25 protein-coding genes and 1 pseudogene are annotated in these 23,419 nt (G+C 64.0%); 18 read left to right on the forward strand and 8 right to left on the reverse strand.

The window, feature by feature from the left end; translation table 11 throughout:
* From Q319_RS0104980 to Q319_RS0105000, 5 genes are all read right to left on the reverse strand, one after another.
* Positions 1-993, reverse strand: coding sequence for a GNAT family N-acetyltransferase (locus Q319_RS0104980; protein ID WP_029480932.1), 993 nt, complete (start codon positions 991-993; stop codon positions 1-3).
* Positions 994-1,096: 103 nt separating this feature from the next.
* Complete coding sequence (locus Q319_RS0104985; protein WP_029480933.1) at positions 1,097-2,632, reverse strand: B12-binding domain-containing radical SAM protein; 1,536 nt, start codon at positions 2,630-2,632, stop codon at positions 1,097-1,099.
* A 150-nt stretch (positions 2,633-2,782) separates the two neighbouring features.
* Positions 2,783-3,550 (reverse strand): monofunctional DNA glycosylase, encoded by a 768-nt coding sequence (locus Q319_RS0104990; RefSeq protein ID WP_051655115.1) that lies wholly within the window; start codon positions 3,548-3,550, stop codon positions 2,783-2,785.
* 6 nt (positions 3,551-3,556) lie between these two features.
* Positions 3,557-3,736, reverse strand: a complete 180-nt coding sequence (locus Q319_RS0104995; protein WP_029480935.1) for a hypothetical protein — start codon at positions 3,734-3,736, stop codon at positions 3,557-3,559.
* A gap of 143 nt (positions 3,737-3,879) precedes the next feature.
* The gene (locus Q319_RS0105000) at positions 3,880-4,386 is read right to left on the reverse strand and encodes a transcription initiation factor IIE subunit alpha family protein (RefSeq protein WP_029480936.1); all 507 of its coding nucleotides are present in this window, start codon (positions 4,384-4,386) and stop codon (positions 3,880-3,882) included.
* Between the two features lie 403 nt (positions 4,387-4,789).
* On the opposite strand from Q319_RS0105000, the gene Q319_RS0105005 reads away from it, so the two are divergent.
* The 4 genes and pseudogenes from Q319_RS0105005 (at position 4,790) to Q319_RS0105020 (ending at position 7,854) form a co-directional block, all read left to right on the forward strand.
* A complete protein-coding gene (locus Q319_RS0105005; protein ID WP_051655116.1) occupies positions 4,790-5,227 on the forward strand; it encodes a hypothetical protein in 438 nt (145 codons plus the stop codon).
* A 5-nt stretch (positions 5,228-5,232) separates the two neighbouring features.
* Positions 5,233-5,424 (forward strand): annotated as a pseudogene (locus tag Q319_RS0105010) (helix-turn-helix transcriptional regulator); the annotation flags it as partial.
* 443 nt (positions 5,425-5,867) lie between these two features.
* Positions 5,868-6,602: an ABC transporter ATP-binding protein gene (locus Q319_RS0105015; RefSeq protein WP_029480939.1), complete on the forward strand. Its 735-nt coding sequence runs from the start codon at positions 5,868-5,870 to the stop codon at positions 6,600-6,602.
* A 16-nt stretch (positions 6,603-6,618) separates the two neighbouring features.
* The gene (locus tag Q319_RS0105020; RefSeq protein ID WP_029480940.1) at positions 6,619-7,854 is read left to right on the forward strand and encodes an ABC transporter permease; all 1,236 of its coding nucleotides are present in this window, start codon (positions 6,619-6,621) and stop codon (positions 7,852-7,854) included.
* A gap of 100 nt (positions 7,855-7,954) precedes the next feature.
* Here Q319_RS0105020 and Q319_RS0105025 read toward each other — a convergent pair whose 3' ends face one another.
* Complete coding sequence (locus Q319_RS0105025; protein WP_034413824.1) at positions 7,955-8,938, reverse strand: alpha/beta fold hydrolase; 984 nt, start codon at positions 8,936-8,938, stop codon at positions 7,955-7,957.
* 87 nt (positions 8,939-9,025) lie between these two features.
* Here Q319_RS0105025 and Q319_RS0105030 point away from each other — a divergent pair, with 87 nt between their 5' ends.
* From Q319_RS0105030 to paaD, 5 genes are all read left to right on the forward strand, one after another.
* Positions 9,026-10,015, forward strand: coding sequence for a polyprenyl synthetase family protein (locus Q319_RS0105030; RefSeq protein WP_029480942.1), 990 nt, complete (start codon positions 9,026-9,028; stop codon positions 10,013-10,015).
* 179 nt (positions 10,016-10,194) lie between these two features.
* Positions 10,195-11,160, forward strand: coding sequence for a 1,2-phenylacetyl-CoA epoxidase subunit PaaA (paaA, locus tag Q319_RS0105035; RefSeq protein ID WP_029480943.1), 966 nt, complete (start codon positions 10,195-10,197; stop codon positions 11,158-11,160).
* A 189-nt stretch (positions 11,161-11,349) separates the two neighbouring features.
* Positions 11,350-12,018, forward strand: coding sequence for a phenylacetic acid degradation protein (locus Q319_RS0105040; RefSeq protein WP_051655117.1), 669 nt, complete (start codon positions 11,350-11,352; stop codon positions 12,016-12,018).
* Complete coding sequence (gene paaC, locus Q319_RS0105045; protein WP_029480946.1) at positions 12,015-12,794, forward strand: 1,2-phenylacetyl-CoA epoxidase subunit PaaC; 780 nt, start codon at positions 12,015-12,017, stop codon at positions 12,792-12,794. Before Q319_RS0105040 ends, paaC begins: the two co-directional genes overlap by 4 nt.
* A gap of 24 nt (positions 12,795-12,818) precedes the next feature.
* Positions 12,819-13,319, forward strand: coding sequence for a 1,2-phenylacetyl-CoA epoxidase subunit PaaD (gene paaD / locus Q319_RS0105050; RefSeq protein ID WP_029480947.1), 501 nt, complete (start codon positions 12,819-12,821; stop codon positions 13,317-13,319).
* A gap of 70 nt (positions 13,320-13,389) precedes the next feature.
* On the opposite strand, the gene Q319_RS0105055 is transcribed toward paaD, so the two are convergent.
* Positions 13,390-13,767, reverse strand: coding sequence for an NADH-quinone oxidoreductase subunit 15 (locus Q319_RS0105055; RefSeq protein ID WP_029480949.1), 378 nt, complete (start codon positions 13,765-13,767; stop codon positions 13,390-13,392).
* Between the two features lie 77 nt (positions 13,768-13,844).
* Here Q319_RS0105055 and Q319_RS0105060 point away from each other — a divergent pair, with 77 nt between their 5' ends.
* A complete protein-coding gene (locus Q319_RS0105060; RefSeq protein ID WP_034413864.1) occupies positions 13,845-14,396 on the forward strand; it encodes an AAA family ATPase in 552 nt (183 codons plus the stop codon).
* Here Q319_RS0105060 and Q319_RS0105065 read toward each other — a convergent pair.
* On the reverse strand, positions 14,353-16,182 hold the full coding sequence (locus Q319_RS0105065) for an alpha-amylase family glycosyl hydrolase (RefSeq protein WP_029480953.1): 1,830 nt from the start codon (positions 16,180-16,182) through the stop codon (positions 14,353-14,355). The genes Q319_RS0105060 and Q319_RS0105065 overlap by 44 nt on opposite strands.
* Between Q319_RS0105065 and Q319_RS26855 the strand changes: the two genes are divergently transcribed.
* The 8 genes from Q319_RS26855 (at position 16,162) to Q319_RS0105100 (ending at position 23,410) form a co-directional block, all read left to right on the forward strand.
* Positions 16,162-16,419: a hypothetical protein gene (locus tag Q319_RS26855; protein WP_156039175.1), complete on the forward strand. Its 258-nt coding sequence runs from the start codon at positions 16,162-16,164 to the stop codon at positions 16,417-16,419. The genes Q319_RS0105065 and Q319_RS26855 overlap by 21 nt on opposite strands.
* Positions 16,420-16,438: 19 nt before the next feature.
* Entirely contained in the window at positions 16,439-17,107 is a 669-nt protein-coding gene (locus tag Q319_RS0105070; RefSeq protein WP_245618984.1) for a GntR family transcriptional regulator, read from the forward strand.
* Positions 17,108-17,149: 42 nt separating this feature from the next.
* A complete protein-coding gene (locus tag Q319_RS0105075) occupies positions 17,150-18,319 on the forward strand; it encodes an ABC transporter substrate-binding protein (RefSeq protein ID WP_029480957.1) in 1,170 nt (389 codons plus the stop codon).
* Positions 18,320-18,517: 198 nt separating this feature from the next.
* Complete coding sequence (locus Q319_RS0105080; RefSeq protein WP_245618986.1) at positions 18,518-19,753, forward strand: ABC transporter substrate-binding protein; 1,236 nt, start codon at positions 18,518-18,520, stop codon at positions 19,751-19,753.
* A gap of 134 nt (positions 19,754-19,887) precedes the next feature.
* Positions 19,888-20,775, forward strand: coding sequence for a branched-chain amino acid ABC transporter permease (locus tag Q319_RS0105085; RefSeq protein WP_029480960.1), 888 nt, complete (start codon positions 19,888-19,890; stop codon positions 20,773-20,775).
* The gene (locus tag Q319_RS0105090) at positions 20,772-21,776 is read left to right on the forward strand and encodes a branched-chain amino acid ABC transporter permease (RefSeq protein ID WP_029480961.1); all 1,005 of its coding nucleotides are present in this window, start codon (positions 20,772-20,774) and stop codon (positions 21,774-21,776) included. Before Q319_RS0105085 ends, Q319_RS0105090 begins: the two co-directional genes overlap by 4 nt.
* A complete protein-coding gene (locus Q319_RS0105095) occupies positions 21,773-22,546 on the forward strand; it encodes an ABC transporter ATP-binding protein (protein ID WP_051655119.1) in 774 nt (257 codons plus the stop codon). Before Q319_RS0105090 ends, Q319_RS0105095 begins: the two co-directional genes overlap by 4 nt.
* 105 nt (positions 22,547-22,651) lie before the next feature.
* Positions 22,652-23,410 (forward strand): ABC transporter ATP-binding protein, encoded by a 759-nt coding sequence (locus Q319_RS0105100; RefSeq protein WP_051655120.1) that lies wholly within the window; start codon positions 22,652-22,654, stop codon positions 23,408-23,410.
* Positions 23,411-23,419: the final 9 nt, after the last annotated feature.

Raw genomic sequence — 23,419 nt, forward strand, 5'->3', positions numbered from 1 at the left:
TCACGCCCCTACCTCCCGCCTGAGCGTCACCCGCGCACCTTCCCGCACGAACCCCAGTCGCTCGTTCACTGCAAGCATGGGTGTATTGATGCTGTGGTTGCCCGTGCGCGCGTGCGTAAATCCCCGTGCCAGCGCGGCGCGGGCGGCGGCCAGTTTGAGGGCCAGCGCGACGCCGTGACCGCGCCACCCCGGCAGAACTCCGGTCAGGCCGTTGTGCAGCGTGCCAGGGCGCGTGGCGATGGGCAGGTAGAGTTCGCTCAGGCCCACCCATTCGCCGTTCTGGGCCAGCGCGATAAACATGCCCTCTGGCAGCATCCTCGCACCCGCGCGGCGCTGCCAGACCTCAAAGGGCCACACGCTGACCGGGGTGGTACTGGGGACATCACGCAGCAGGGCGGCCACCAGCGCATAAAAACATCGCTGCTGCACTTCATCAAATTCTCCCAGCTCCGAGAGAGGCTGGATAGTTACGCCCGCCGCCGCCACCCGCGCCTGAGTCCCGGCAAAGCGAGTGAAGTCCAGCGCCTGCAAATTCAGGGTGCTGTTCCACATGCGGTCATGCTCCGCGTAACCGCGCGCAAGCAGAAAGTCGTGTTCCCACCAGTTCTCTTGGACCTGAGAAATCAAGGTCAGCGCGCCCAGTTCGGCGGCGCTGTTCTCAGCCAGTGTCAACAATTCTTCCGCCAGTTTGCCACCCGCCTCATCCTGCCCGGTGCGAATCCTGACTTCCAGCCAGCCGGGATGCCCGTCCATACGTGGCACGCCCATTTCGACCAGCCCCACGATTTCCCCGCCGCGCAGCGCTAGAAGCTGACGGTGGGTTTCGCCCGGCATCCGCCCCGCCACCAGCCGCTCCAGATCCTCTGCCGAGGTGGGTGCATCTGGGTGGGCAGCGCTCAGAAACGCGGCCAGACGGGGAAAGTCAGCGGCGCTGCACTCAAGAAGCTGGAGGTCTGGGAAACCGGGCAGTGGGGGAGGGGCGGTGGGTTCCATGCGTGAATAGAACACAGGCGGGCGGCGTGTGCATCGGCCAAGTGGCGGAGTGGAGAGCAAAAAAAGCCCCCTCCGTGGTGGAGAGGGTCAGGTAAGAACTACTTTAGACCGCCAGCCCATCCGCGTGGGCATTGACTCCTCGTGGCACGTACTGGCCCGGCGGCAGCGAGATGGACGAGGCGTCGTTGTCGCCGTACTCGTCCACCCAGCCGATCTCGTCCAGCGCCTTCTTCCATGCGCCGATGCTCTCGTTGCGGTAAAGGGTGTAGGCGGCCATGCCGATTTCCGGGCCACCCCGCGCAATCACGCTTTCCACCCAGGCCCACTTGGCGGACACGTTGCGAAGCTCGGCGGTGCGGCGCAGTTCCTTCTGGATACGCTTGAGCCGCGCCTCAATGATCTGCACGCCCCCGAAGGGATCGGCAAAGTGCGGCGTGTGGCGCTTGGGCACAAACGGCGAGATGCCCAGTGCGATCCGGTTGATGCCCGCCAGTTCCTTGGTGAACGAGATCAATTCGGTGATGTCGTCGTCGTTCTCCGGCCCCAGGCCGATCATCATGTAGACCTTGAGGCCGGAAAAGCCCAGGTCACGGCTGATCTGCGCGGTCTTCAGTAAATCCTCGGTGGTAATGCCCTTCTTGAGCCAGCGGCGCAGGCGTTCGCTGGGTGCATCACTTGCCACCGTGAACGTCCGCAGGCCGCCCGCCTTCAGAATCTCGGCGAGCTCAGTGTCCACCGTGTCGGCGCGGATGGAGGACACGCCCAGCTTCACGCCGCGCTCGGTGAGGGTGCGGCCCACGAACTTGGTGTGCGGAAAGTCGGACAGCGCCGCGCCCACCAGCCCCACCTTCTGCGCCCAGTCGGGAATCACGTCCAGCAGTTCCTGGCCGCCGTTGTTGCGATTGGGGCCGTACATGGTCCGCGCCAGACAGAAGGTGCAGGGACGGGGGCAGCCGCGCTGGGCCTCCACCAGAAACATGTTGCTCAGTTCGCTGTGCGGCGTCACGATCTGGCTGTAAGCGGGCAACAGTTCCTTGGGCGCGGTGGCCCAGGTGGGTTCATGCGTGTGACGCGCCGGAAGGAAGATCCCCGGCATTCCGTCAATCAAGTCGTAGAAATCCTCGCGTGACGTGGATTCGCGCAACGCATCCGACACCACGGGAATGATCTGCTCGCCGTCACCGATCACGATCACGTCGGCAAAGGGAACCAGCGGGTACGGGTTGGAGGAAGTCAGCGGCCCGCCGATCATCACGATGGCGTCGCTGTCGTCGCGCCGTTCGCGCAATGGGTGCAGCCCCACCACGTCCAGCATGCGGATGATGTTGGTCAGGTCCAGCTCAAAGGACACGCTCATGGCGAACAGTTCGCAGTCCCCGGCCTCGCGCCCGGTTTCTACCGTGGGCAGCGGCTGGCCCAGCTTTTCAAAGGCGTCCACATCGTCGGGCAGGAAGGCCCGTTCGCAGGCGACGCCTTCCTCGTTGTTGAACATGCGGTAGATGACCTGAAAGCCCAGGGAGGCCATGCCCACGCTGTAGCGGTTGGGAAAGGCCAGCGTCACGCGCACCGGGGCGTGCTTGAACATCGTGCCTGTTTCGTCGTCCAGCAAAGGTTTCATGGTATTGCGCCAGTAACTCAAAAGTCCTCCGGGGTGTGCGCGCGGCGGCCCCGGAAATTGCTTGAGGTTAGCAGGGAGGCGGGCGCGTCACAGCCGCACAGTGTATCGCGTCTGCTGGCGGGAAATGGGTGATGGGATGTCAATGGAACGCCGCCAACGCCCCTTGACCGCTCACGTCCGATTCTTCGTCGCCGTTCCCTTTCCACTCGCCTTCGTCTCGGTGAAACTCGGCACCCTGTCACCGAAAACCGCGAAGGCGTCGCATCTTTCGCGCAGGATGCACACGCCGCATTTTGGGCGGCTCCAGTGGCAGACCTGCTGGCCGTGCTTGAGCAGGTTCAGATGCAGTTCGTACAGGAACTGCGGATCTTCGGGCAACACCTTGAGCAACGCCCGGTGCGCCGCCTGTTCGCCCATCAGCGCGATTGCGCCGACGCGGGTGGTGATGCGGTGAACGTGGGTATCCACGGGGAAAACGGGGTGGGCGTAGTTGAACAGCAGAACGAGACTGGCCGTTTTTACGCCTACTCCGGGCAAGTCCGTCAACCACTTCAGCGCGTCCTTGCTGGACATGTCGCGCAGGAATTCCAGATTGTAGCCACCCGGCGAATCCCTGATCTGGCGCAGCGTTTCCTGAATGCGCGGGGCCTTGGCCTCCGGGTAATTGCTGCGGCGGATGGCGTGGGCCACGGCCTCGGTGGGCGCGGCGATAATCGCGTCCCAGTCACCAATCTCGCACAACTCGTCGTATGCGGCAGCCTCGTCCTGCCAGGTGGTGCGCTGCGACAGGATGGTGCTGATCAGCTCGTGCATCGGCTCGCGGCGGGGGTCTAGATGGCGGTCCCCGTACTCGGCGTGCAACACGTCCTTGATCCACACCAGCAAGTCAGCCCGTTCCTTTTCAGGCCGGGCTGCGTTCAGGACAGGTTCAGCGGTCATCGCGCGTTAGCTGCTGGGCGTGCTGTCGTCTTCCACGGCGTCCCGGCCACCCTCAGCGGGGCCGTCCTTATCGGCGGGATCAAAGTTGGGAGCCTTGCCCCGGTCCGCTTCGGGAATCGGGTGGCTCTGGCCCTCTGCGGGAGACTGGTTGGCGGGATCATAGCTGGGCTTGGTGTCATCGCTCATGCGCTTTAGCGTGCGCGTCCGCCTCAGTCCCTGAGCGCGAAAGGATTAAAGAGGACTTTAGGCAGATGCTGTGGTGACGCAACGAAAAAACCGGACCTCTCAATCAAGAGAAGTCCAGCTTTCTGCGTTGTCAACTCAGAGATTCAGGCGACTTGCTTTTTCTTGCCCGTCGCGGCGGGGGCGGCCTGCTCGGTGCCCAGCGCCTGCACTTCCTTCATGCGGAAGATGACCAGACTGCCCACGAAGGTGCAGGTGACCATGCCGTGCGCGTTCAGCAGGCTCAGGGCGGTCATGACGTCTTCGCGGGTCATGCGGAGCTGCTCGCTCATGTACAGGGCGCTATCGGCGCGGCCTTCCAGGTAATCGCGGACTTTCTTGGCGTCCACCGTCAGCGGGGTGGCGGGAACGTCGGCCAGACCGGGATCGGCCAGACCGTACACCGCGCGGGTGCCGGTGCCGGGCAGACGGCGCACGCGGCCCTGATCCAGCAGGCTGGCGAGGGCGGCTCGCAGGTGCGACAGCGCCAGACCAGTGGTCTTGGCCAGTTCGGTTTCAACCCATTCAGGCTTGCTGTCCAGGGCACTCAGGACAAGCTTTTCGTTGGCGCGGCGGGTTTCTTGCAGGTCTTCCAGGGTGGGGGGATTAAACATTCAGTGTCCTCCGAACGAGAATTTCGGGCGGCGCAGCCATGCATACCTTGAAGCACCGTCGCAAATTCTAAAGAAGCGATTTAACATGTTGATCGCCTTAAACGTGAGAAATCAGAAGCAAGTGCGCTTGTGGGCGCAACTTTCCTATTGTCACATATTTTCTCTCATTTTTGATGAGGGTACAGAAAGTCGGTCTTGAGGAACTGGCCCAAGAGGTCATGCACCAGGTCAACTTAGCTTGACATCAGAGTCAAGGAAGCCGTACCCTTAAGTCAAGGAGGTTTGACATGACCAGCACTCTCTCTCAGCCCTCGTCTTTAATAACACGTCATTCCCGCTCAGCATTCCTCGTAATCGGTGGACCTGGGCAGAACGCACCAGCCCCGCGTCGGGGAGACTCCATATGACGCCCACTTCAGGCCGCACCGCCCCCGCCGGGGGCAGCCGCACCCAGAAGGTGCAGCGTGTCGCGGGCATCATGGGCCTGACCGGGGGCCTGCTGGCCGCGCTGGCCGCCGTGCTGGTTGCGGTGGGTGAGAGCGGAGACAGCACACTGTTCAGTCTCGTCAAAGGCATGGGCTACGGCATTCTCTCGGTGCTGCCGCTGTTCTTCGCCGTGCTGACCCTGCGCGGCGTGATGCTGATGGACGAGTACATGCGCGCCTTGCAGATGCAGGCCACCAGCATCGCCTTCATGGTGACGATGGTGGTGGCCGGGGCGCTGATTGCTCTGGAATCCGCCTTCGACTTTCAGACGCCCACCTTCCTCTTTTACGTCGTGGGCATGTTGAGCTGGGTGGGTGCGGCGGCCACGCTGAGCCTGCGAAACCGGCAGGTGTAGCGGCGGTGGACAACCACATTCGCCGTCTGCGTGCCGCACGGCAATGGACCCAGGCCGATCTGGCCGCCGAGCTGGACGTCAGCCGCCAGACCGTCAACGCGCTGGAAACCGGCAAGTACGATCCCAGCCTGCCGCTGGCCTTCCGCATCGCGCGGCTGTTCGGGGGGTCCATTGAGGACATTTTTACTGACCCGGATCGGCCCGGCCCCCCGCTGTCTGCCGCGCTGGTGGCGGAACCCGGCTTTGATTACCAGACCCGCTTTGCCACCGCCCTGAACGAACTGGCCATCCTGCGCGAGATGGGCGAACACGGCTGGGAGCTGACCGGGGTGGGGCTGGGCACGCTGTCGTTTCGCCGCGCCGCCGGAGAGCAGGAGTCCCGTTCCCGCTGGCTGTACCAGCGCCTGGGCGGCCTGCTGAGCGGCGAGCAGCGTGACGAGCTGGCCCAGCAGGGCTGGACGCTGGTGGACACCTGGCTGGGCGGCGTCTTCCATTATTTCAAGCGCCCCCTGTCCTGAACCCTGCCCCGATTCCCGAATGTCGCCGCAACTCCATTGACACTGCGCCCGTATTTCTTCCCAGGAGAACCATGACCCAATCCCAAACTCAGACCCAATCCCATCCCCCTTCCACCCGGACCATGCTTGACATTCAGAACGTCACCAAGACCTACGGCAAGTTCACCGCCCTGAAAGGGATATCCCTCAGCGCCCCGGAAGGCGAGGTTTTCGGGCTGCTCGGCCCCAACGGCGCGGGCAAGACCACGCTGCTGCGGATTTTGGCCACATTGCTTCGGCCCACCTCGGGCACGGCGTCGGTGGACGGCCACGACGTGCTGCGCCAGCCCGAGGAGGTGCGCCGCCGCGTGGGCGTGGTCAACGGCGGCATGGGCCTGCCCGCCCGCCTGACGGGGCGCGAGGTGCTGCGCTCGTTTGCGGGGCTGTACGGCATGACCCGCGCCCAGACCGAGGCCCGCATTGCCGAACTGGACGCCGGGCTGGAACTGGGCCGCACCCTGGACGTGCGCGCCGGGGACTACAGCACCGGCATGAAGCAGAAGGTGGTGATCGCCCGCGCCGTGATTCAGGACCCGCCCGTGCTGATTCTGGACGAGGCGGCCAGCGGTCTGGATATCTTCGCCCGCCGCACGCTGCTGGACTTTGTTCTCGCCACCCGCGCACCCGGACGCCTGACGCTGTACTCCACCCACGTCATGTCCGAGGCCGAGGAGGTCTGTGACCGCGTGGCGATTCTGCATGAGGGCGGGTTATTGACCGTGGGCCGCATCCCCGACATCCTGGCCCAGACCGGTGAGGCCAATCTAGAACGCGCCTTCTTTTCGCTGGTTCGGGGAGGTGGGCAGCGTGCGGTCTAACTCCATTCGCCCCAACATGGTCTGGCGCATTGCCGTCCGCGATCTGCTGTCCACCCTGCGGGACCGCCGCACCCTGGCCGCCACCATCCTGATGCCGCTGATCCTGATTCCGGCGCTGTCGCTGGGGCTGCCCCTGCTGCTGGGCAGTTTTATTGGCGGGCAGCAGCAGGAACGGCAGACGGTGGGCGTGGTGGGAACCCTGCCCCCGGCATTACGCACGGCACTGGAACAGGACGAGCAGGTGGGCGGCAAGACGGTGCGGGCGGGTGTGGACCTCGTGTCGGTGGAAGATCCGCAGAAGGCCGTGCAATCCGGTGACGTGGACGCGGCCATTCAGGCTCCTGCTGCCCTGCCCACCCGCGCCGGAGAGGGCAGCGCCGCGCTGGAGGTCTACGCCAAGCTGAGCAGCCTGAGCGCACGCGCCGGGGCTTACGGCAAGGTGCAGGACGTGGTGGACAGCTACAACCGTACCCTCACGCTGGAACGCCTGGAGGGCCTGGGGCTGGGCGCGGATACCCTGACGCCCGTGACCATCAAACCCATCGACGCCAGCCCCCCGCAGGAGCAGCGCAGCGGGCAACTGGCCTTCCTGATTCCCTTCCTGATGCTGCAATTCATCCTGTCGGGCGGCATGGCCACCGCCATCGACGCCACCGCCGGGGAAAAGGAACGCGGCACGCTGGAAAGCCTGCTGGTGTCCCCAGTGCGCCGCGCCGAGGTGGTGACCGGCAAGCTGCTGGCCACCACCATCACGGCCCTGCTCAGCGCGTGCTTCAGCGTGCTGGGCTTTGTTGTCAGTGGACTGGTGGCGGCGCTGTTCCTGGCCAATAGAAGCGGACTGGGCGCGGACATCACCGCGTCGATGGGCGGGCAACTGAGTCTGACCTTCGGCGGCACGCTGGGGATGCTGGGACTGGCCGCCAGTGCCGCTTTAATCATCAGCGCCGTGCTGATCGCCATCGGCATCTACGCCCGCAGCTTCAAGGAAGCGCAGACGTATATCGCGCCGCTGACGCTGATCATCGTGCTGCCCGCCGTGATGCTGCAATTCGCGGACTTCCTGACCCTGAGTACCGCCGTATACGCCGTGCCGCTATTCGGCTCCATGATCTCGATCCTGAACATCGTCAAGGGTGCGGCACAGCTTGATCAGATCCTGCTCGCCATCCTCGCCAATGTGATCGGGGCGGCGTTGCTGTCGCTGCTGGCATTGCATTCCTTCGGGCGTGAGGAAGTGATTTTCAGGAATTGAGCCTGTCCTGACCGGGCCACCACCTGGCCCTTTGCTCAAGAAACTGGCCCCCTCTCCCCGTTAGCGTGGGAGAGGGGGCCAGCGTTTCAATGCCCCGGCATTACTTCTGCGCGGCCCAGAATGTGTCCAGCGCCGCCTTAACTTCGGGCATCTTCTCGAACTGGGGCAGGCCATCGGTATCTTGGATTCGCACGGCTTTCACGCCTTCCTGCTGGGTGAACTGTTGCAGGCGCTCGAAGCTCACGAAGCCGTCCTGGTCATAGAGGACGATGACGGGAATGGTCAGCTTGCTGTACAACTCCCCGTAAGCGTCATCCGTGAACAGTTGCCCGCTGATGAAGTACACCGGAGCGTATTTCGCCCCTGGCTGACGGCTGGTGTCCATTCCGTAATCCACCAGCCCGCTGTCCACCGGCCCCCGGAACGAGCGACTCAGGAAGTATTCGATGCTGGGTTTGATTCGCAGGGCGGCGTACAGCGGCGTGCTGACCGAGTTCAGGCGGTCATACAGCTTCTTGCCGCCGTCCTCCGCATTGGCTTCCTGCGTGCCGCCACGCGGTTTGCCCAGACCGCTGGGGCTGATCAGCGCCAGACTGCGAATGCGCGGCTCGCTCAGGGCGGCGCGGGCGTCGAATTCCCCCCCCAGGCTGAGGCCCACCACGTCCACATCCGTACCGATCAGTTCTACCAGCGCATTCAGCGAGCGGGTCATCAGCTCTTTGGTGTACTGGGTGTCCGGGCGGGCGCTGCTGCCGAAGCCGGGCCACTCCAGCGCGTAGACCGGGCGGGTTCCCACGTAGGCGTCCCACACAGGTTTCATCTCATAGGCACTGGCGGCGGCGTTGACGCTGGGCGTCAGGACCAGAGGACGGCCTTCCCCACGCGTATCCACGTAGTAGGCCACCTGCCCGAAGCCGGGAAGGTCCAGGTATTTCCGCTCCCCACTCAGGGCCGGACGCAATCCGGTGGTGGCCTTCGCGTCTGGCACGGGCACAGTGGTGGCGGTGGGGGCACAGGCGGCCAGCCCCACGGCCAATGCTCCTGCCAGCAGAACGAGAGCCACAGCTTTTCGGGTGATCTTCATAATGTAATCTTGCTCGCTAAATACTCCGGTTGTCTGTTTGTCGCGATACGGTTCTCTTCATGGTCCGGGCCGTTAGACTTGCGCTCAATGCGTCCTGATCTGCTGTCCCGCGTTCTTTCTCTGCTGCCCGAACACGGCACGCGCCCCGAATACCAAGCCTATTACGACATGCTGCGCGACTATCCCAAACGCGGCGGCAAGGGCATTCGTAGCGAGTTGCTCCTCGCCAGCGCCCGCGCACATGGTGTGGTCAAGAACACCCCACAGTGGGAGGCCGCCCTGTGGCTGGCCGCCGCGCTGGAACTGTTCCAGAACTGGGTGTTGATCCACGACGACATCGAGGACGACTCGGAAGAACGCCGGGGCCAGCCCGCCCTGCACCGCCTGCACGGCATTCCGCTGGCGATCAACGCCGGGGACGCCCTGCACGCGTACATGTGGGCCGCCGTCCATAAGGCCAACGTGCTGGGCGGTATGGACGAGTTCCTGAGCATGATTCACCACACTGCCAAGGGTCAGCATCTGGACCTGTGCTGGGTGGAGGGCCGCCGCTGGGACCTCGTGGAAGAGGACTATCTGGAAATGGTGCGCCAGAAAACGGCCTATTACACGGTGGTCATCCCCCTGCGGCTGGGGGCGCTGGCGGCAGGCGTCGCGCCTTCCGAGCAGTTCACTCCGGCAGGGCTGGCCCTCGGCGCGGCCTTTCAAATCCGGGATGATGTGCTGAATCTGGAAGGGGACGCGGCTAAATACGGCAAGGAAATCGGCGGCGATCTGCTGGAAGGCAAGCGCACCATGATCGTGCTGCACTGGCTGCGAACCGCGCCGGGTGCCCAGCGTCAGGCGTTCCTGAAGCAGATGGGGCTGAACCGCCCCGACAAGGACTTGCAGACCATCGCCGACATTCACCGCTGGCTGCTGGAAAGCGGCAGCGTGGCCTATGCCCAGGATTACGCCCACGCCCAGGCCGAGGAAGGGCTGACACTGCTGTCTCAGACCTTTGAAAACGCTCCAGACCAACAGGCGGCGGGCGAATTGCTTTCGGCTATGCGGGAGTTGGCAACCCGCGAGGCTTGAACATAAAGACGGGGTGTATCAGCGTTCTCAGAGGCTAAGGCTGAATTTTACGTCTCACACGTGGTTTCCAGAGCTTTAATGGTGGCAGTTGAAGAACGCTTTGCGTCCAGCATTCATAGACCTCACCCCCAACCTAACGCTCGTTAGGTAGAATAGGGATATCTCAGGAGGAACTTCCTATGACCCAGCCCAACAGCCACATTGCCCCCGACGAAACAGCCGAGCAGCACGCCGCTTTTGAGGCCCGCATTGAGCGCGGCGAGAAGATTGAGGCTGGCGACTGGATGCCCGCCGAGTACCGCCGCCAACTGATCCGCATGATCTCGCAGCACGCGCATAGCGAAGTGGTGGGCATGCTCCCCGAAGGCGAGTGGATTGCCAGCGCGCCGACGCTGAAGCGCAAGACCATCCTGATGGCGAAGGTGCAGGACGAGGCCGGGCATGGGCAGTACCTCTACCACGCTGCCGAAACCCTGGGCGCAACCCGCGAGGGCATGATTGACGCCCTGCTGACGCGCCGCGCCAAGTACAGCTCCATCTTCAATTACCCCACCACGAGTTGGGCCGACGTGGGCATGATCGGCTGGCTGGTGGACGGCGCAGCGATTAAAAACCAGACCATGCTGGCGGGCGCAAGCTACGGCCCCTACAGCCGCGCGATGGTCCGCATTTGCAGCGAGGAGACCTTCCACCACAAGCAGGGCAAGGAAATGATCGTGGCCTACGCCGTGGGCACCCCCGCCCAGCGCGAGATGGCTCAGGACGCCCTGAACCGCTGGTGGTGGCCCGCCCTGATGATGCTGGGGCCGCACGACGCTGACAGCCCCAACACCGGAATCATGAGCAAGTGGGGCGTGAAGCTCAAGACCAACGACGAGGTGAGGCAGGAGTTCATCAACGAACACGCCCCCGAACTGCTGGAAGCTGGGCTGACCATCCCTGACCCCGATCTGCATCAGGACGAGCAGGGCAACTGGAAGCACGGCCCGATTGACTGGACCGAGTTCTGGGCCGTGATCAAGGGCGAACGTGGTCTGGGCGCGGAACGCCTCGCCACCCGTCAGGCCGCCCACGACGACGGCGCATGGGTGCGCGAAGCCTTGCAGGCGTATACGGATCGTCAGCGGGCCGTGGCTGCGGACTGAAAGCCAACCCCTCAGTCAGCTTCGCTGCCAGCTCCCCTTAAAAGGGAGACAAGGAGCGCGGCTGGCCGGGCAATTCCGCGACTCTTGCCTCCCTTCTAAGGGGAGGTGCCCCGCAGGGGCGGACTGGCACAGCTCAGCAGGAGAGGGGTTAAACCGCCAGCTCCCCCCTTGTTCCTCCAAAGGAAATTCATGACCCAGCCTCAACCCGATACCCAGTGGCCCCGCTGGGAAATCTTCAAGCAGGACAACGAGAAGCGCCCCTATCAGGCGGTGGGCAGTGTCCATGCGGGCGATCCCGATCACGCCCTGCTGACCGCCCGCAACGTGTTCGTGCGCCGCCCCGCTGCCGTCAGCTTGTGGGCCGTGCGCGAAGACGACATCCTGAACGCCACGCCGGAAGAAGTCGGCACGCACCCGGAAGTGCTGGACACCCCTGGCGAGGCCGACACCTACCATGTGGGGATCAAAAAGACCCACAAGCGCAGCATGACGTTTGTGGATCTGGTGGAGCCTGTTGAGGCCACTGGCCCCGGCGACGCCCTCCGGCAGGCACGGGAACAGCACGCGGAGGCGCTGGCGTGGCTGGTTTTCCCTGATTCGTCCATTGCCCGCACCGACGACGATCCCGGTACGGTGGAAAGCTGGTTTGCCCCGGCCAAGGACAAGACCTACAAGCAGCAGCAGTATTACGGTGTGATCGGCAAGCACGTCGGAGAGCTGAAGCGCGAGGGCCGTATGCCCCGCCGCGCCACCGAGGAGCCGCACGCGGGGGACCACAAGGTTTATAACCACCCACACGACGCCACACCCGAAGAATTAAAAACACACGAGGTCCAGAAATCCGAGGTACAGAAATGACCGCGTCCGCCACAATCCTTTCCGCTGTCCAGCAGGCCGCCCTGATCCGCAAACTGACCGCGCTGGCCGACGACGAGATTATCCTGGCCCAGCGCGGCGGCGAGTGGACTGGACACGCTCCCATTCTGGAAGAGGACATCGCTCTGGCAAATATCGCGCAGGACGAGCTGGGCCACGCTGGGCTGTATCTGGAGCTGCGCCGCGCGCTGGACGGCAGCGACGCCGACGCCCTGGCCTTCACCCGCAGCGCAGATGAATTCACCTCTGCCCGTTTCGTGGAACTGCCTAAAGGCGACTGGGCGTTTACCATGCTGCGCCAGTACCTCTACGACGCCTATGAGGCGCTGTGGCTGGACGCGGCCCGCAAAAGCACTTACGAACCGCTGTCCGAGGTGGCGAACAAGGCTTTCCGTGAGGAGCGCTTCCATCTTCAGCACACGGCCCTCTGGGTGGAGCGGCTGGCCCTGGGAACACCCGAAAGCATGAAGCGCACGCAGGACGCATTAAATGCCCTGTGGCCTTATGTCGGCCAGTTGTGGCAGCCAGTTGAGGGTGAAGACGGGTTGATAGAAGCTGGACTGCTGCCTTATCTGAACGCCGTTAAGACCCGCTGGGAAGGCTTGATCGTTCCGCATCTGACCGTCCAGTGCGGCCTGATTCTTCCTCCCGGTGGAGCCGGGCAACCCGGACGCGACATGCACACCGAATACCTTGCGCCGCTGCTGGACGAGATGCAGCGCGTGTACCGCGCCCACCCCGATACCCCGTACTGGTAAGCGCCCAATCCTGAAGGAGCCGACATGACCGCAATTCAACCCCAACTGACCCCGCAAGCCATCTGGGCCGTGCTGGATACCGTGCCAGACCCCGAAATCCCAGTGGTGTCCGTGACCGACATGGGCATGGTGCGCGATGTGCAGATCGGTGAGGATGGCGCGGTCACGGTCACCTTCACGCCTACGTTCAGCGGCTGCCCGGCCCTGCACGTCATCCGCGACAGCATCGGGCAGGCGGTGCGCGATCTGGGAGCCTCGGCGGTGGAGGTCAAAAGTACCCTGACGCCCCCCTGGACCACCGACTGGATCAAGGAAGACGCCCGCGAACGCCTGCGCCAGTACGGCATTGCCCCGCCCGCCCCCGCCGAGGACGGCCTGATTCAGTTGCAGGCCGACGCTACCCGTTGCCCCCGTTGCGCCAGCTTTGACGTGCGGATGACGGGCAGCTTTGGCCCCACGCTGTGCAAGCGTCTGTACGTGTGCGATTCGTGTAAGGAACCGTTTGAGGGTTTCAAGAGCGTCTGAACCTTCTGGGAACGCGAATGCCCCCTCCGTTTGTGTGTGGAGGGGGCATTCGCTATCTCAACGATTCGCTTCAGGCCACGCCCCTCAAAGCCCCGTCCATTAATGTCTCCAGCCGTTCCTGGGTGAAGGGCCGTTTTCCTTCCAACAAACCACTTTGCCCGGCGTGCAGGTGCCAGTGCTTGCTGCCGCCCATCAGGCGCAGGCTGACGCCTTTCAGGTCAACATGGCGCGGGCTGACTGCCGCCACGATCAGCGGTTGCCCGGCCACACCCACACTGGCGCTCATGACCGTGGTGGGCAGTTCATACGGGCGTTCCATGCGGTAGATGTAATCGGGGAAGTCGGCCACCTTCTCAAAGGTCAAGCCGCGCGCCGCCGCTCCGGCTTCCAGCCAGCCGAGCAACTCTATCCACTGCGTATACAGCGCCGAATCTGGTGCGTGTGACATGTTGGGGCAGCATAGCGCAGAGGCTAGGCAATTCGGCAGATGTGAATGGGACAGTACTCTGGGCGAAATAGGAAACCATGCAGCGAATCATCGTCATCGGCACCACGGGCAGCGGCAAGACCACCCTGGCGCGGGCCATTGCCACGCGGCTGGGACTGCCACACGGGGAGCAGGATGCCTGGAACCACCTCGCGGACTGGCAGCAAGCGCCGCTTGAGCAGTTCCGCGCGGCAGTAGACGCCTTCACCGCGCAGCCCGGCTGGGTGATGGACGGCAATTACGGCAAGGCGCGGGACATCGGCTGGGCGCGGGCCGACACGTTGATCTGGCTGGATTACCCCGGCCAGTTGGTGTTCTGGAGGGTGCTGACGCGCACTGTAAAGCGCGTGGCGGGCAAACAGGAGTTGTGGAACGGCAACCGCGAAACATGGCGGGGAGTTTTGGAACCTGACGCCCCTCTGCGCTGGATTTTCAAGACGCACTGGCGACGGCGGCAGGAAACGCCTGTGCTGGCCGCCGAATATCCGAACCTTACTGTGATCCGTCTGCGCTCCCCGCGTGAGGCGCAGCGGTGGCTCCAGAATCTCAGCCCTGAAGCAGAATCCGCCCGCCCGCCGCGTTCAGGGTAGCTTCGCCGCCCGCCAACACCTCGCCGTTCACCGCGTCCCGCCACTCACCCGCAGGCAGAGTCAGGCTGACGGCGTGCGTTTCCCCCAGGCGACTGGCAATCACCACAGCCCGCTCAACACGCCCGTCCCCATGCGTGTATTCGCGCAGAAAGGCGATGGCGTCGGCCTCGGCGTGAAGGAAAGTCAGCGATCCTTCCTGCAAAACACGGGTCTGGCGGCGCAGATGGATCAGCGCCCGCACCCTGCCGCGCAGTTCCATGTCCCATTTTTCCTCGTCCCAGGGCATCGGCTCACGGCACCACGGCATGTTTCCGGGGCGGCTCTGGGTTACGCCCACCTCTGAGCCGTAGTAGGTACACGGCACGCCCGCATACCCCATCAGCAGCGTGTAGGCGGCCAGAAACTTGGTGCGGTCATTGCCCACCCGGTACATGACTCGCCCGATGTCGTGGGATTCCAGCAGATTGAACATGCTCAGGGCCACCTGCGGCGGCAGCGCGTGGTAGGCGTCCCAGAGGATGTCCACCAGTTCGGTGCCGTCCAGGCGGCTGGGTTCGCCGAAGTATGTCGCGCCCGCGATCCACTGCGCCACGGGTAGGCCAAAGCCGTGGTAATTCATGCTGGCGTCCTCGCCCGTGCCGTCCAGCGCGTGTTCGGGATCGTAGAAGCGTTCGCCGAACACGTAGGCGTCGCCCCGTTCCTCGCGGGCCGCCCGCTTGAGGGCGCGGTGCAGGGGCAGGTTGTCTTCATCGGTGCCGCCCGCGCCGATCATGTGGGCCACGTCCAGCCGCCAGCCGGAAGCGCCGCGTCGCAGCCAGTGGCGCACCACACTGCTCTCGCCGTCCAGAAATTCCTGGGCGGCGTACTCGTTGCGGTAGTCGATCTTGGGCAGCGTCGGCACGTCCATGAACGCGTGATATGGCGTCTTGCCCGCCTCGTCGCGCCAGGTGAACAGCGAACGTTGCGGCGCGGCCTCATTCTCCAGAGCCGCCTGAAACAACGCGTTCTCATTTCCCACATGGTTAAAGACGCCGTCCAGTACGATGCGGACGCCCGCTCCATCTGTCGCTGCCACCAGTTCATCCCAGGCCGCGTCTCCTCCCAGGTGAGGGTCAACCCGGCGGTAATCGGTGATGTCGTAACGGTGGTTGCTGGGCGAGACAAAAATGGGGGTCAGCCACAGCGCGTTGATGCCCAGATCGCTCAGATAGGGCAGCGCCTGCGTGACGCCGTTCAGGTCACCGCCGTAATGGCCGTGAATGTCGCCCCAGGCGTCTACCGGATGGTCCCACGGCACATGCTCCACCTCGCGCCCGGCGTAAAGATATTCTCCCGTCTGCACGTCGTTCCCCGGATCGCCGTTGCGGAAGCGGTCCGGGAAGATCTGGTAGAAGACGCATTTCCAGGCCCATTCGGGGGCCACGTACCCGGCCAGATACTGAAACCAGTTGCGAAAACCCCGGCGGGTGTGGTGCAGGCCCAGCGCGGTCAGGTTCAGGTGGTCATCGGGCAGGTTCAGTTGCCAGGCGTAGCGCATCCGGGCGTCGTGAATGGGCAACTCGGCCTCAAACCAGCGGCCCTCTGCCTGGCAGCTCTGCGAGTCGCCCGTCATGCCCGCGATCTCGTGGGCGTCGGTCATCTCAATCTCGCCCACCTGCACGTAGCGCAGTTTCACGGATTCCACGGGCAGGGTGGTCCGCATTCGCACGCGCACGGTTTCGCCCCTGGCTGCGCCCAGACGTTCGGTGTAGGCGGGGGTGTGGTCATGTTGGGCATCCTGGGTCATCTGTTCTCCAAAAAATCGCGCGGCACGGCCTCTCCCGGAATTGTTCTGGGAAAGGTCGTGCCGCGTCTGGGCAAGCGTTGCCTGTGGGCTGTCAATCGTCTTTCAGACAGTCTGAATGGGCCTGCGCCGCAGGTCAAGTCCTGGATTCGCTTGCATTTCAGATTTCTACATGTAACACTCTCCATGTTCAAAAACTATTCATTTACCAGCCAGATTCAGGCCAGACCTGACGGCTGAAAGGAGGTCTGTTCCTCTGTTGCAACCGGTTGCCAGCGCCCGTGTCGTGGACGTGGTGCGCGATCAGCTTCGTTCCGCCATTCTGGCCGGAGACCTTGCCCCCGGCTCGCGCCTGAGCGTGCCGGAGCTGGCCCGCCAACTGGGCGTCAGCCGCTCGCCGGTGCGCGAGGCCGTTCTGCTGCTGGTGGGCGAGGGTCTGGCCGTGGAGCAGTCGCGCCGGGGCGTGGAAGTCGCGCGGCTGGAGCTGGCCGATGTGCTGGAGCTGTACGAACTGCGGATCAGCCTGGAAGGTCTGGCCGCCCGCCACGCCGCCGAACGCATGACCAATACCGATCTGGTGGCCCTGCGTGGCGTGCTGGACGCTCAGGGTGCGGCGGCAGTGGGTGACGCCCGCAGCTTCCGCGAACTCGATCACCGCTTTCACGAGATCGTCTCGCAGACCTGCGGCAATACCCGGCTGGCCCGCCACGCCGCGCTGCTGGCCCGCGAGATGCGGCTGGCCGGGCCGCTGATGGTCAACGGGCCGTGGCACCTGCGCCAGAGTCACGAGGAACACCGCACCATCGAACGTGCCCTGCGCCAGCGCGACGGCCCCGCCGCCGAGAACGCCATGCGCGATCACCTGACCCGCGTGTGCCAGAGCGTCCGCCACCACCACAGCCCCAATCACCACAGCTCTGCCCCCTGACCACAACTGCCGACACCGTCTCGGCTTCACAAGGAGATTCACATGCGTAAAATCACGACACAGACCGTTCTCGCCACCCTCGCCCTCACCCTGGCGAGCGCCGCCAGCGCACAGGACACCATCAAGGTGGGCGCGATCACCTCGGTCACCGGGCGTTTCGCCGAGTTCGGCAAGATGCAACTGGCCGGGTTCAAGGTGGGCGTGGCAGAGGTCAACAAGAAGGGCGGCGTGCTGGGCAAGAAACTGGAACTGATCATCGAGGACAATGCCAGCGACGTGAACAAGGGCCTGTCCGCCGCCGAGCGCCTGGTCAATGCAGGGGTGCCGCTCGTTCTCAACGAGTATTCCTCCAGTCTGGTCAAGGCGCAGGCGCAGTACCTGGCCCGCCAGAAGGTGCCTAATCTGGTCATCACGTCCAGCGGCGACGACATCACCAAGCCCGGCAGCGACTACATCTTCCGCCTCAACCAGCCCGCCAGCGCCTATGCCCGCGTGATTCTGGACCTGTTCAAGGCCAACAAGTTCAAGAGCATGGCGATCATCGCCGGGACGGGCGCGTTTGAGAAGAGCGTGGCCGACGCCGCCAACAGCATCGCCAAGGAATACGGCATCACGGTGATGGAAGACCAGCGCTACGACAAGGGCCTGACCGACTTCCGGCCCGTGCTGAACCGCATCAAGGCCAAGAACCCGGACGGCATTCTGATGGTCAGCTACGCCGAGGACAGCGTGGCCCTGATGCGTCAGGCGCGCGAGGTGGGCGTCAAGCCGCGCCTGTTTGCCGGGGGCGCAGCCGGATTCGCGCTGCCCAGCTTCGTGAAGGACAGCGGGGCCGCCGCCGAGAACGTCGTGACCGCCACCGCCTGGATTCCGCAATTGCGCTACGCCGGGACCCAGAAACTGAACGTGGATCTCAAGAAGGCGCTGGGCGGGGAAGATCCCAGCTACCACGCGGCGCAGGCTTACGCGGGCGTGCTGACCGCCGCCGCCGCCATCAACAAGGCGGGCAGCGTGGACCGCGAGAAGGTCAAGGCCGCGCTGGGCACGATCAGCATCCAGACCGCCTTTGGCCCCATCCAGTTCAAGGATTACGACGGCTTCAAGAACCAGAACCCGCTGGAAATGGTGGCGCAGCAGGTGCAGAAGGGTGCCTTCGTGGCGGTGTATCCCAAGTCGGTGATCCCGCGCCCGCTGACCTTTGAGCGCAAGTAGGGAGAGGGATCGCCGGATGGACTTGAGGGGTTGCCGCTTGCGGTCTAACCCCTCTGCTTCGCAGCTCTGCGAGTCGGCCCCCTCGGGGCAACTCTCCTTAGAAGGGAGGCAAGGGTTGTGGAATTGCCTGACCCGCCGCGTTTCCAGGCTCCCTTTAAGGGGAGCTGGGGGCGAAGCAGACTGAGGGGTTAAACCGCAATGAGCGACGCTCTGAACCTCGGAAATCGACTGTTTTCGCCTGCCATCTTCCACGCTCAAACCGAGGTCACCTTTATGCGTTCAGCCCACACCCTTGCCATCCTGACCGCGCTTTCCCTGTCTGTCGCCTCTGCACAAAGCACCATCAAGATCGGGGCCGTCACCAGCCTGTCAGGGCGCTTCGCCACCTTCGGGGCCATGCAGCAGGCGGGCTTTAAAGTCGCCATTGACGAGCTGAATGCCAAAGGCGGCGTGAACGGGCAGAAGCTGGAATTGCTGCTGGAAGACGACGCCAGCGACACCAACAAGGCGCTGAATGCCGCCGAGAAACTGGTCAATGCGAAGGTGCCGGTGGTGATTGGCGCGTACAGCAGCGGAATTACCAAGCCGCTGTCGCAGTATCTGGCGCGGGTCAAGGTGCCGCTGCTCGTTGCCACGGCCATTGACGAGACCATCACCAAGCCGGGCAACGCCTACACCTTCCGCGTCAACAACCAGAGCAGTGTTTACACCCGCAGCCTGATCGCCGAGCTGAAAAGGATCGGCGGCATGAAGACGGCAGTGGTGCTGACCAGCAACGACGCCTTCGGCAAGAGCGTGCTGACCGACGCCACAAAACTGCTGCCCGCCGCCGGATTCACGGTGCTGAGCAAGGACACCTACGACAAGGGCCTGACCGATTTTCGCCCGCTGCTGAACCGCTACAAGGGCCAGAACCCCGACGTGGTGATCTTCGCCAGCTACGAGGAGGATGCCGTGGCCCTGGCCAAGCAGGTCAGGGAGACCGGGCTGTCTCCCAGAATCATCGCCGGAATCGCCACCGGGTTTGCCCTGCCCGACTTCCTGAAGGGCGCGGGCAATACCGCCGAGAACTTCCTGATCACGATGGTCTGGAACGCCGACGTGAAATACCCCGGCGCGGCCAGCCTGAACACCCGCCTGAAAGCCGCGCTAGGCGGCGAAGAACCGTCCCAGCACGCTGCCCAGAGTTACGCGGCGGTGCTGGCCGCCGCCGACGCCATCAAACGCGGCGGCATGGACCCCGAAAAAGTCCGCACTGCCCTGGAAAGCACCAAGCTGAACACTGCATTCGGCCCGGTCACCTTCCGCGATTACGCCGGATACCAGAACCAGAACAGCGTCGTGGGCCTGATCACGCAGGTTCAAGGGGGCAAGTTCGTGACCATCGGCCCCGCCAGCGCGGCGACAGGCAAGATCGTCATTCCAAAGAAGTAAGCAGTTTTTTATCCCCTCTCCCCTTGTGGGAGAGGGCGGAGCCGCAACGCGGCGGGGGGTGAGGGGGCCACCGGGCCAACCTCAGCGCCCAACAAATTCCCCCGTCTGTTCCCACAGATCAAAAGGAGAACTACATGGATCAAGTCGCCGTCACGGCGTTTTTTCAAACCCTGGTTCAAGGGCTGTTGACCGGGGGCCTCTACGCCCTGATCGGCACCGGCCTGAGCCTGATCTTCGGGGTGATGCGCGTCATCAATTTCGCTCATGGGGACTTTCTCGCCATCGGCATGTTCATCACGCTGGCGCTGTTCAAGGCGTTCAATCTGGACCCCTACTTGAGCCTGCTGGTGGCCGCACCGCTGGGCTTTGGCCTGGGTTACTTCATCCAACGCGTGGTGCTTTCAAAGTTGGGTGACCGACTGGGCGAGGGCAGCATGCTCGCCACGCTGGGGCTGGGCCTGATCATCAGCAACACGCTGCTGCTGAGTTTCGGCGCGCAGCCGCAGAGCATCAACGTGCCCTACGCCATCAACACCCTGAAATTCGCGGGCGTGCAGGTCAGCGTCTCGCTGCTGATTGCCGGGCTGGGAACAGTAGTGGCCATCTCGGCGCTGAATCTGGTGCTGTACCGCACCGAACTGGGCCGCGCCATCCGGGCCACCGCGCAAAATCCGCTGGGCGCGGAGTTGCAGGGGGTCAAGACCTCCAATATCCAGGCCATCGTGTTCGGCGTGGGCGTGTCCTTCGCCGCCATCGCGGGCGTGCTGCTGATGCCGCTGCTGTACACCTTTCCCACCGTAGGCGAGAACTACGTGACCAAGGCGTTCATCGTGACCGTGCTGGGCGGTCTGGGCAACCTGCCGGGAGCCATTGCGGGCGGGCTGGTGCTGGGCATCATCGAGTCTCTGGGAGCCTTCTATGTCAGCAACAATTACCGCGACGCCTACGGTCTTATCGCCTTCCTGCTGGTGCTGCTGCTGCGGCCCGAGGGCCTGTTCGGGAAGACGGTGAAACGGGTATGACTGCCGCCACCTCTGCTCCTGCCCGCCCCCGCGCCCTGACCTTCGGTAACGTGTGGCTCAGCGTCATTCTTGTCGCCATCATGTTCATCTATCCCTTCGTGTTCGGCAAGACCCTGAACTTCGGGATTTCCACGCTGCTGTTCGCCGGATTTGCCATGAGCTGGAACATTCTGGGCGGCTGGGCCGGGCAGACCAGCCTGGGCCACGCCGCGCTGCTGGGCATTGGGGCCTACACCATGACGCTGCTGGCCACCCCCGAACGCTTGCCCCCCTTCCTGGCGACGCCGCTGGCCCCGTGGTGGGGCGCGCTGGTGGGCATGGTCATCGCGGTGGCGGTGGCGGCGGTGTGGGGCGGGCTGACCTTCCGGCTTCAGGGTTCGTATTTCGCGCTGTCCAGTATCGCCGTGGCGCTGGTCATCCGTCTGGTGGCCATCAACGCCGAGTGGACCGGCGGCGCGGAGGGCCTGTTCATGCCCGAGTTGCCCACACTGTTCGGCTTTGACCTGTTTGACCGCAAGACCGAATACTGGCTGGCCTTCGGCTTCGTGGTGCTGACCCTGGTGATCACGCATCTGATCCGGCGCTCGCGCATGGGCTACGCGCTTCAGGCGGTGCGTGAGGACGAGGACGGCGCGCGGGCACTCGGCATTGATCCGGCCCGCATGAAGCTGCTGGCGTTCATGGTCAGCGCCGCGCTGATGGCCCTGGGCGGCAGCCTGTACGCCATCTATCTGCAAGCCTTTGAGCCACACACCATTCTGGAATTGCCCCTGAGCATTCAGATCGCGCTGCTGGCCATCATCGGCGGGCGCACCACCATCCAGGGACCGCTGATCGGGGCGCTGGTCCTGAGCATCTTTGGAGAGGTCTTCCGCAACGTGTTCAGCAGCGCCAACCTGCTGATCTACGGCGTACTGATCCTGCTGGTGACGCTGTTCGCGCCGCAGGGCATCATGGGCCTGTTCAACCGCGCCGGGCGCAAGCTGGGGACGGCGAGATGACGCTGCCCTCGCTGACGAAGCTTCCAGACCAGCCGGTTCATGCTCCCTCCGGCCCGCCGATTTTGCAGGCCGAGAACATCACTGTGCGCTTCGGCGGCGTGGTGGCGGTCAAGGACATTTCGCTGGCTGTGCGCCCCGGCGAGATTCTGGGGCTGATCGGGCCGAACGGGGCGGGGAAGACCACCCTGTTCAATGCGCTGACTGGATTTGTCAAACCCACCAGTGGCCGCGTGCTGTACAACGGGCGCGACATCACCAGTCTGCAACCGCAGGCCCGTGCCAAGATGGGGATGGCCCGCACCTTCCAGGTGGAGCGCCCCTTTGAAGACCTGAGCGTGTTGGAAAACGTGCTGGTGGCCGCCTTCCTGAAGTACCGGGGCAGCAAGGCCGAGGACCACGCCTACGCCGTGCTGGAGCGTGTGGGGCTGGCAGACCGCGCCACGCAGCCGGCCTCGCAGCTCAACCTGGCCCGCCGCCGCCGCCTGGAACTGGCGAAGGTGCTGGCGCTGGAGCCGAGGGTGCTGTTTTTAGATGAGAGCATCGCGGGCCTGAACCCGCCGGGCCAGCAGGAAATGGTGGCGCTGATCCGCACGCTGGCGCAGTCGGGACTTGCCATCGTGATGGTGGAACACATCATGCACGTGATCATGAGCCTGTCGGACCATGTGATCTGCATGGCCTTCGGCGAGCTGCTGGCCGAGGGCGATCCACACGCGGTGGCGGCCCACCCGGACGTGATCCGGGCGTATCTGGGAGACGACAATGATTAGAGATGTTGATGGACTGCGGTTGATGGTTGATGGAGGGAGAGCAGGCGAGAAGTGCTTTTCCATCAACTATCAACCATCGACCATCGACTCCCCAAAGGAGTTCGTATGACCATCATCCAACCCCAACCCGCCCGCATCGGCTACATTCCCGGCGAACGCGTGCTGGAGGCCGACAATCTGGAAGTCGCCTACGGGCAGGTGCAGGTGGTGTTCGGCGTGTCTCTACATGTAGACAAGGGCGAACTGGTGGGGCTGGTGGGCGGCAACGGCAGCGGCAAAAGCACCATTCTGCGCGTGCTGTCGGGGATGCTGAAGGCACGGGCGGGCACGGCCACCTACCGGGGCCAGAGCCTGAACGCCGTGCCGCCGCACCGCATCACCGACATGGGCGTGGCGCATGTGCCGATGGGCCGCCAGTTGTTCGGGCAGATGACCGTGGAGGAAAACCTGATCATGGGCGCGTACCTGCCGCGCACCAAGAAAAACCGCGCCGAAAATTTACAGAAGGTCTACGATTTCTTCCCGCGCCTGACCGAGAAACGCCGCTCGCCCGCCGCCGCGTTGTCCGGTGGGGAACAGCAGATGGTGGCGATTGGCCGCGCCCTGATGAGCGAACCCGAAGTGCTGTTGATGGACGAGCCGTCGCTGGGGCTGGCCCCGCTGGTGGTGTCCGAGGTCATGCGCGTGATCGGCAGCCTGCGCGAACTGGGATTGACTGTGCTGCTGGTAGAACAGAACGTGCGGCAGGTGCTGAAGGTGACAGACCGAACCTATGTGCTTGAACTGGGCAGTCTGGTGAAAGTAGGGCCGAGCAAGGAACTGATGGGAGACCCGGAGATCATCAAGGCATATCTGGGCGTCTGAGAAAGCTGG

This window comes from Deinococcus marmoris DSM 12784, from assembly GCF_000701405.1.
In the GTDB taxonomy this organism is placed as follows: domain Bacteria; phylum Deinococcota; class Deinococci; order Deinococcales; family Deinococcaceae; genus Deinococcus; species Deinococcus marmoris.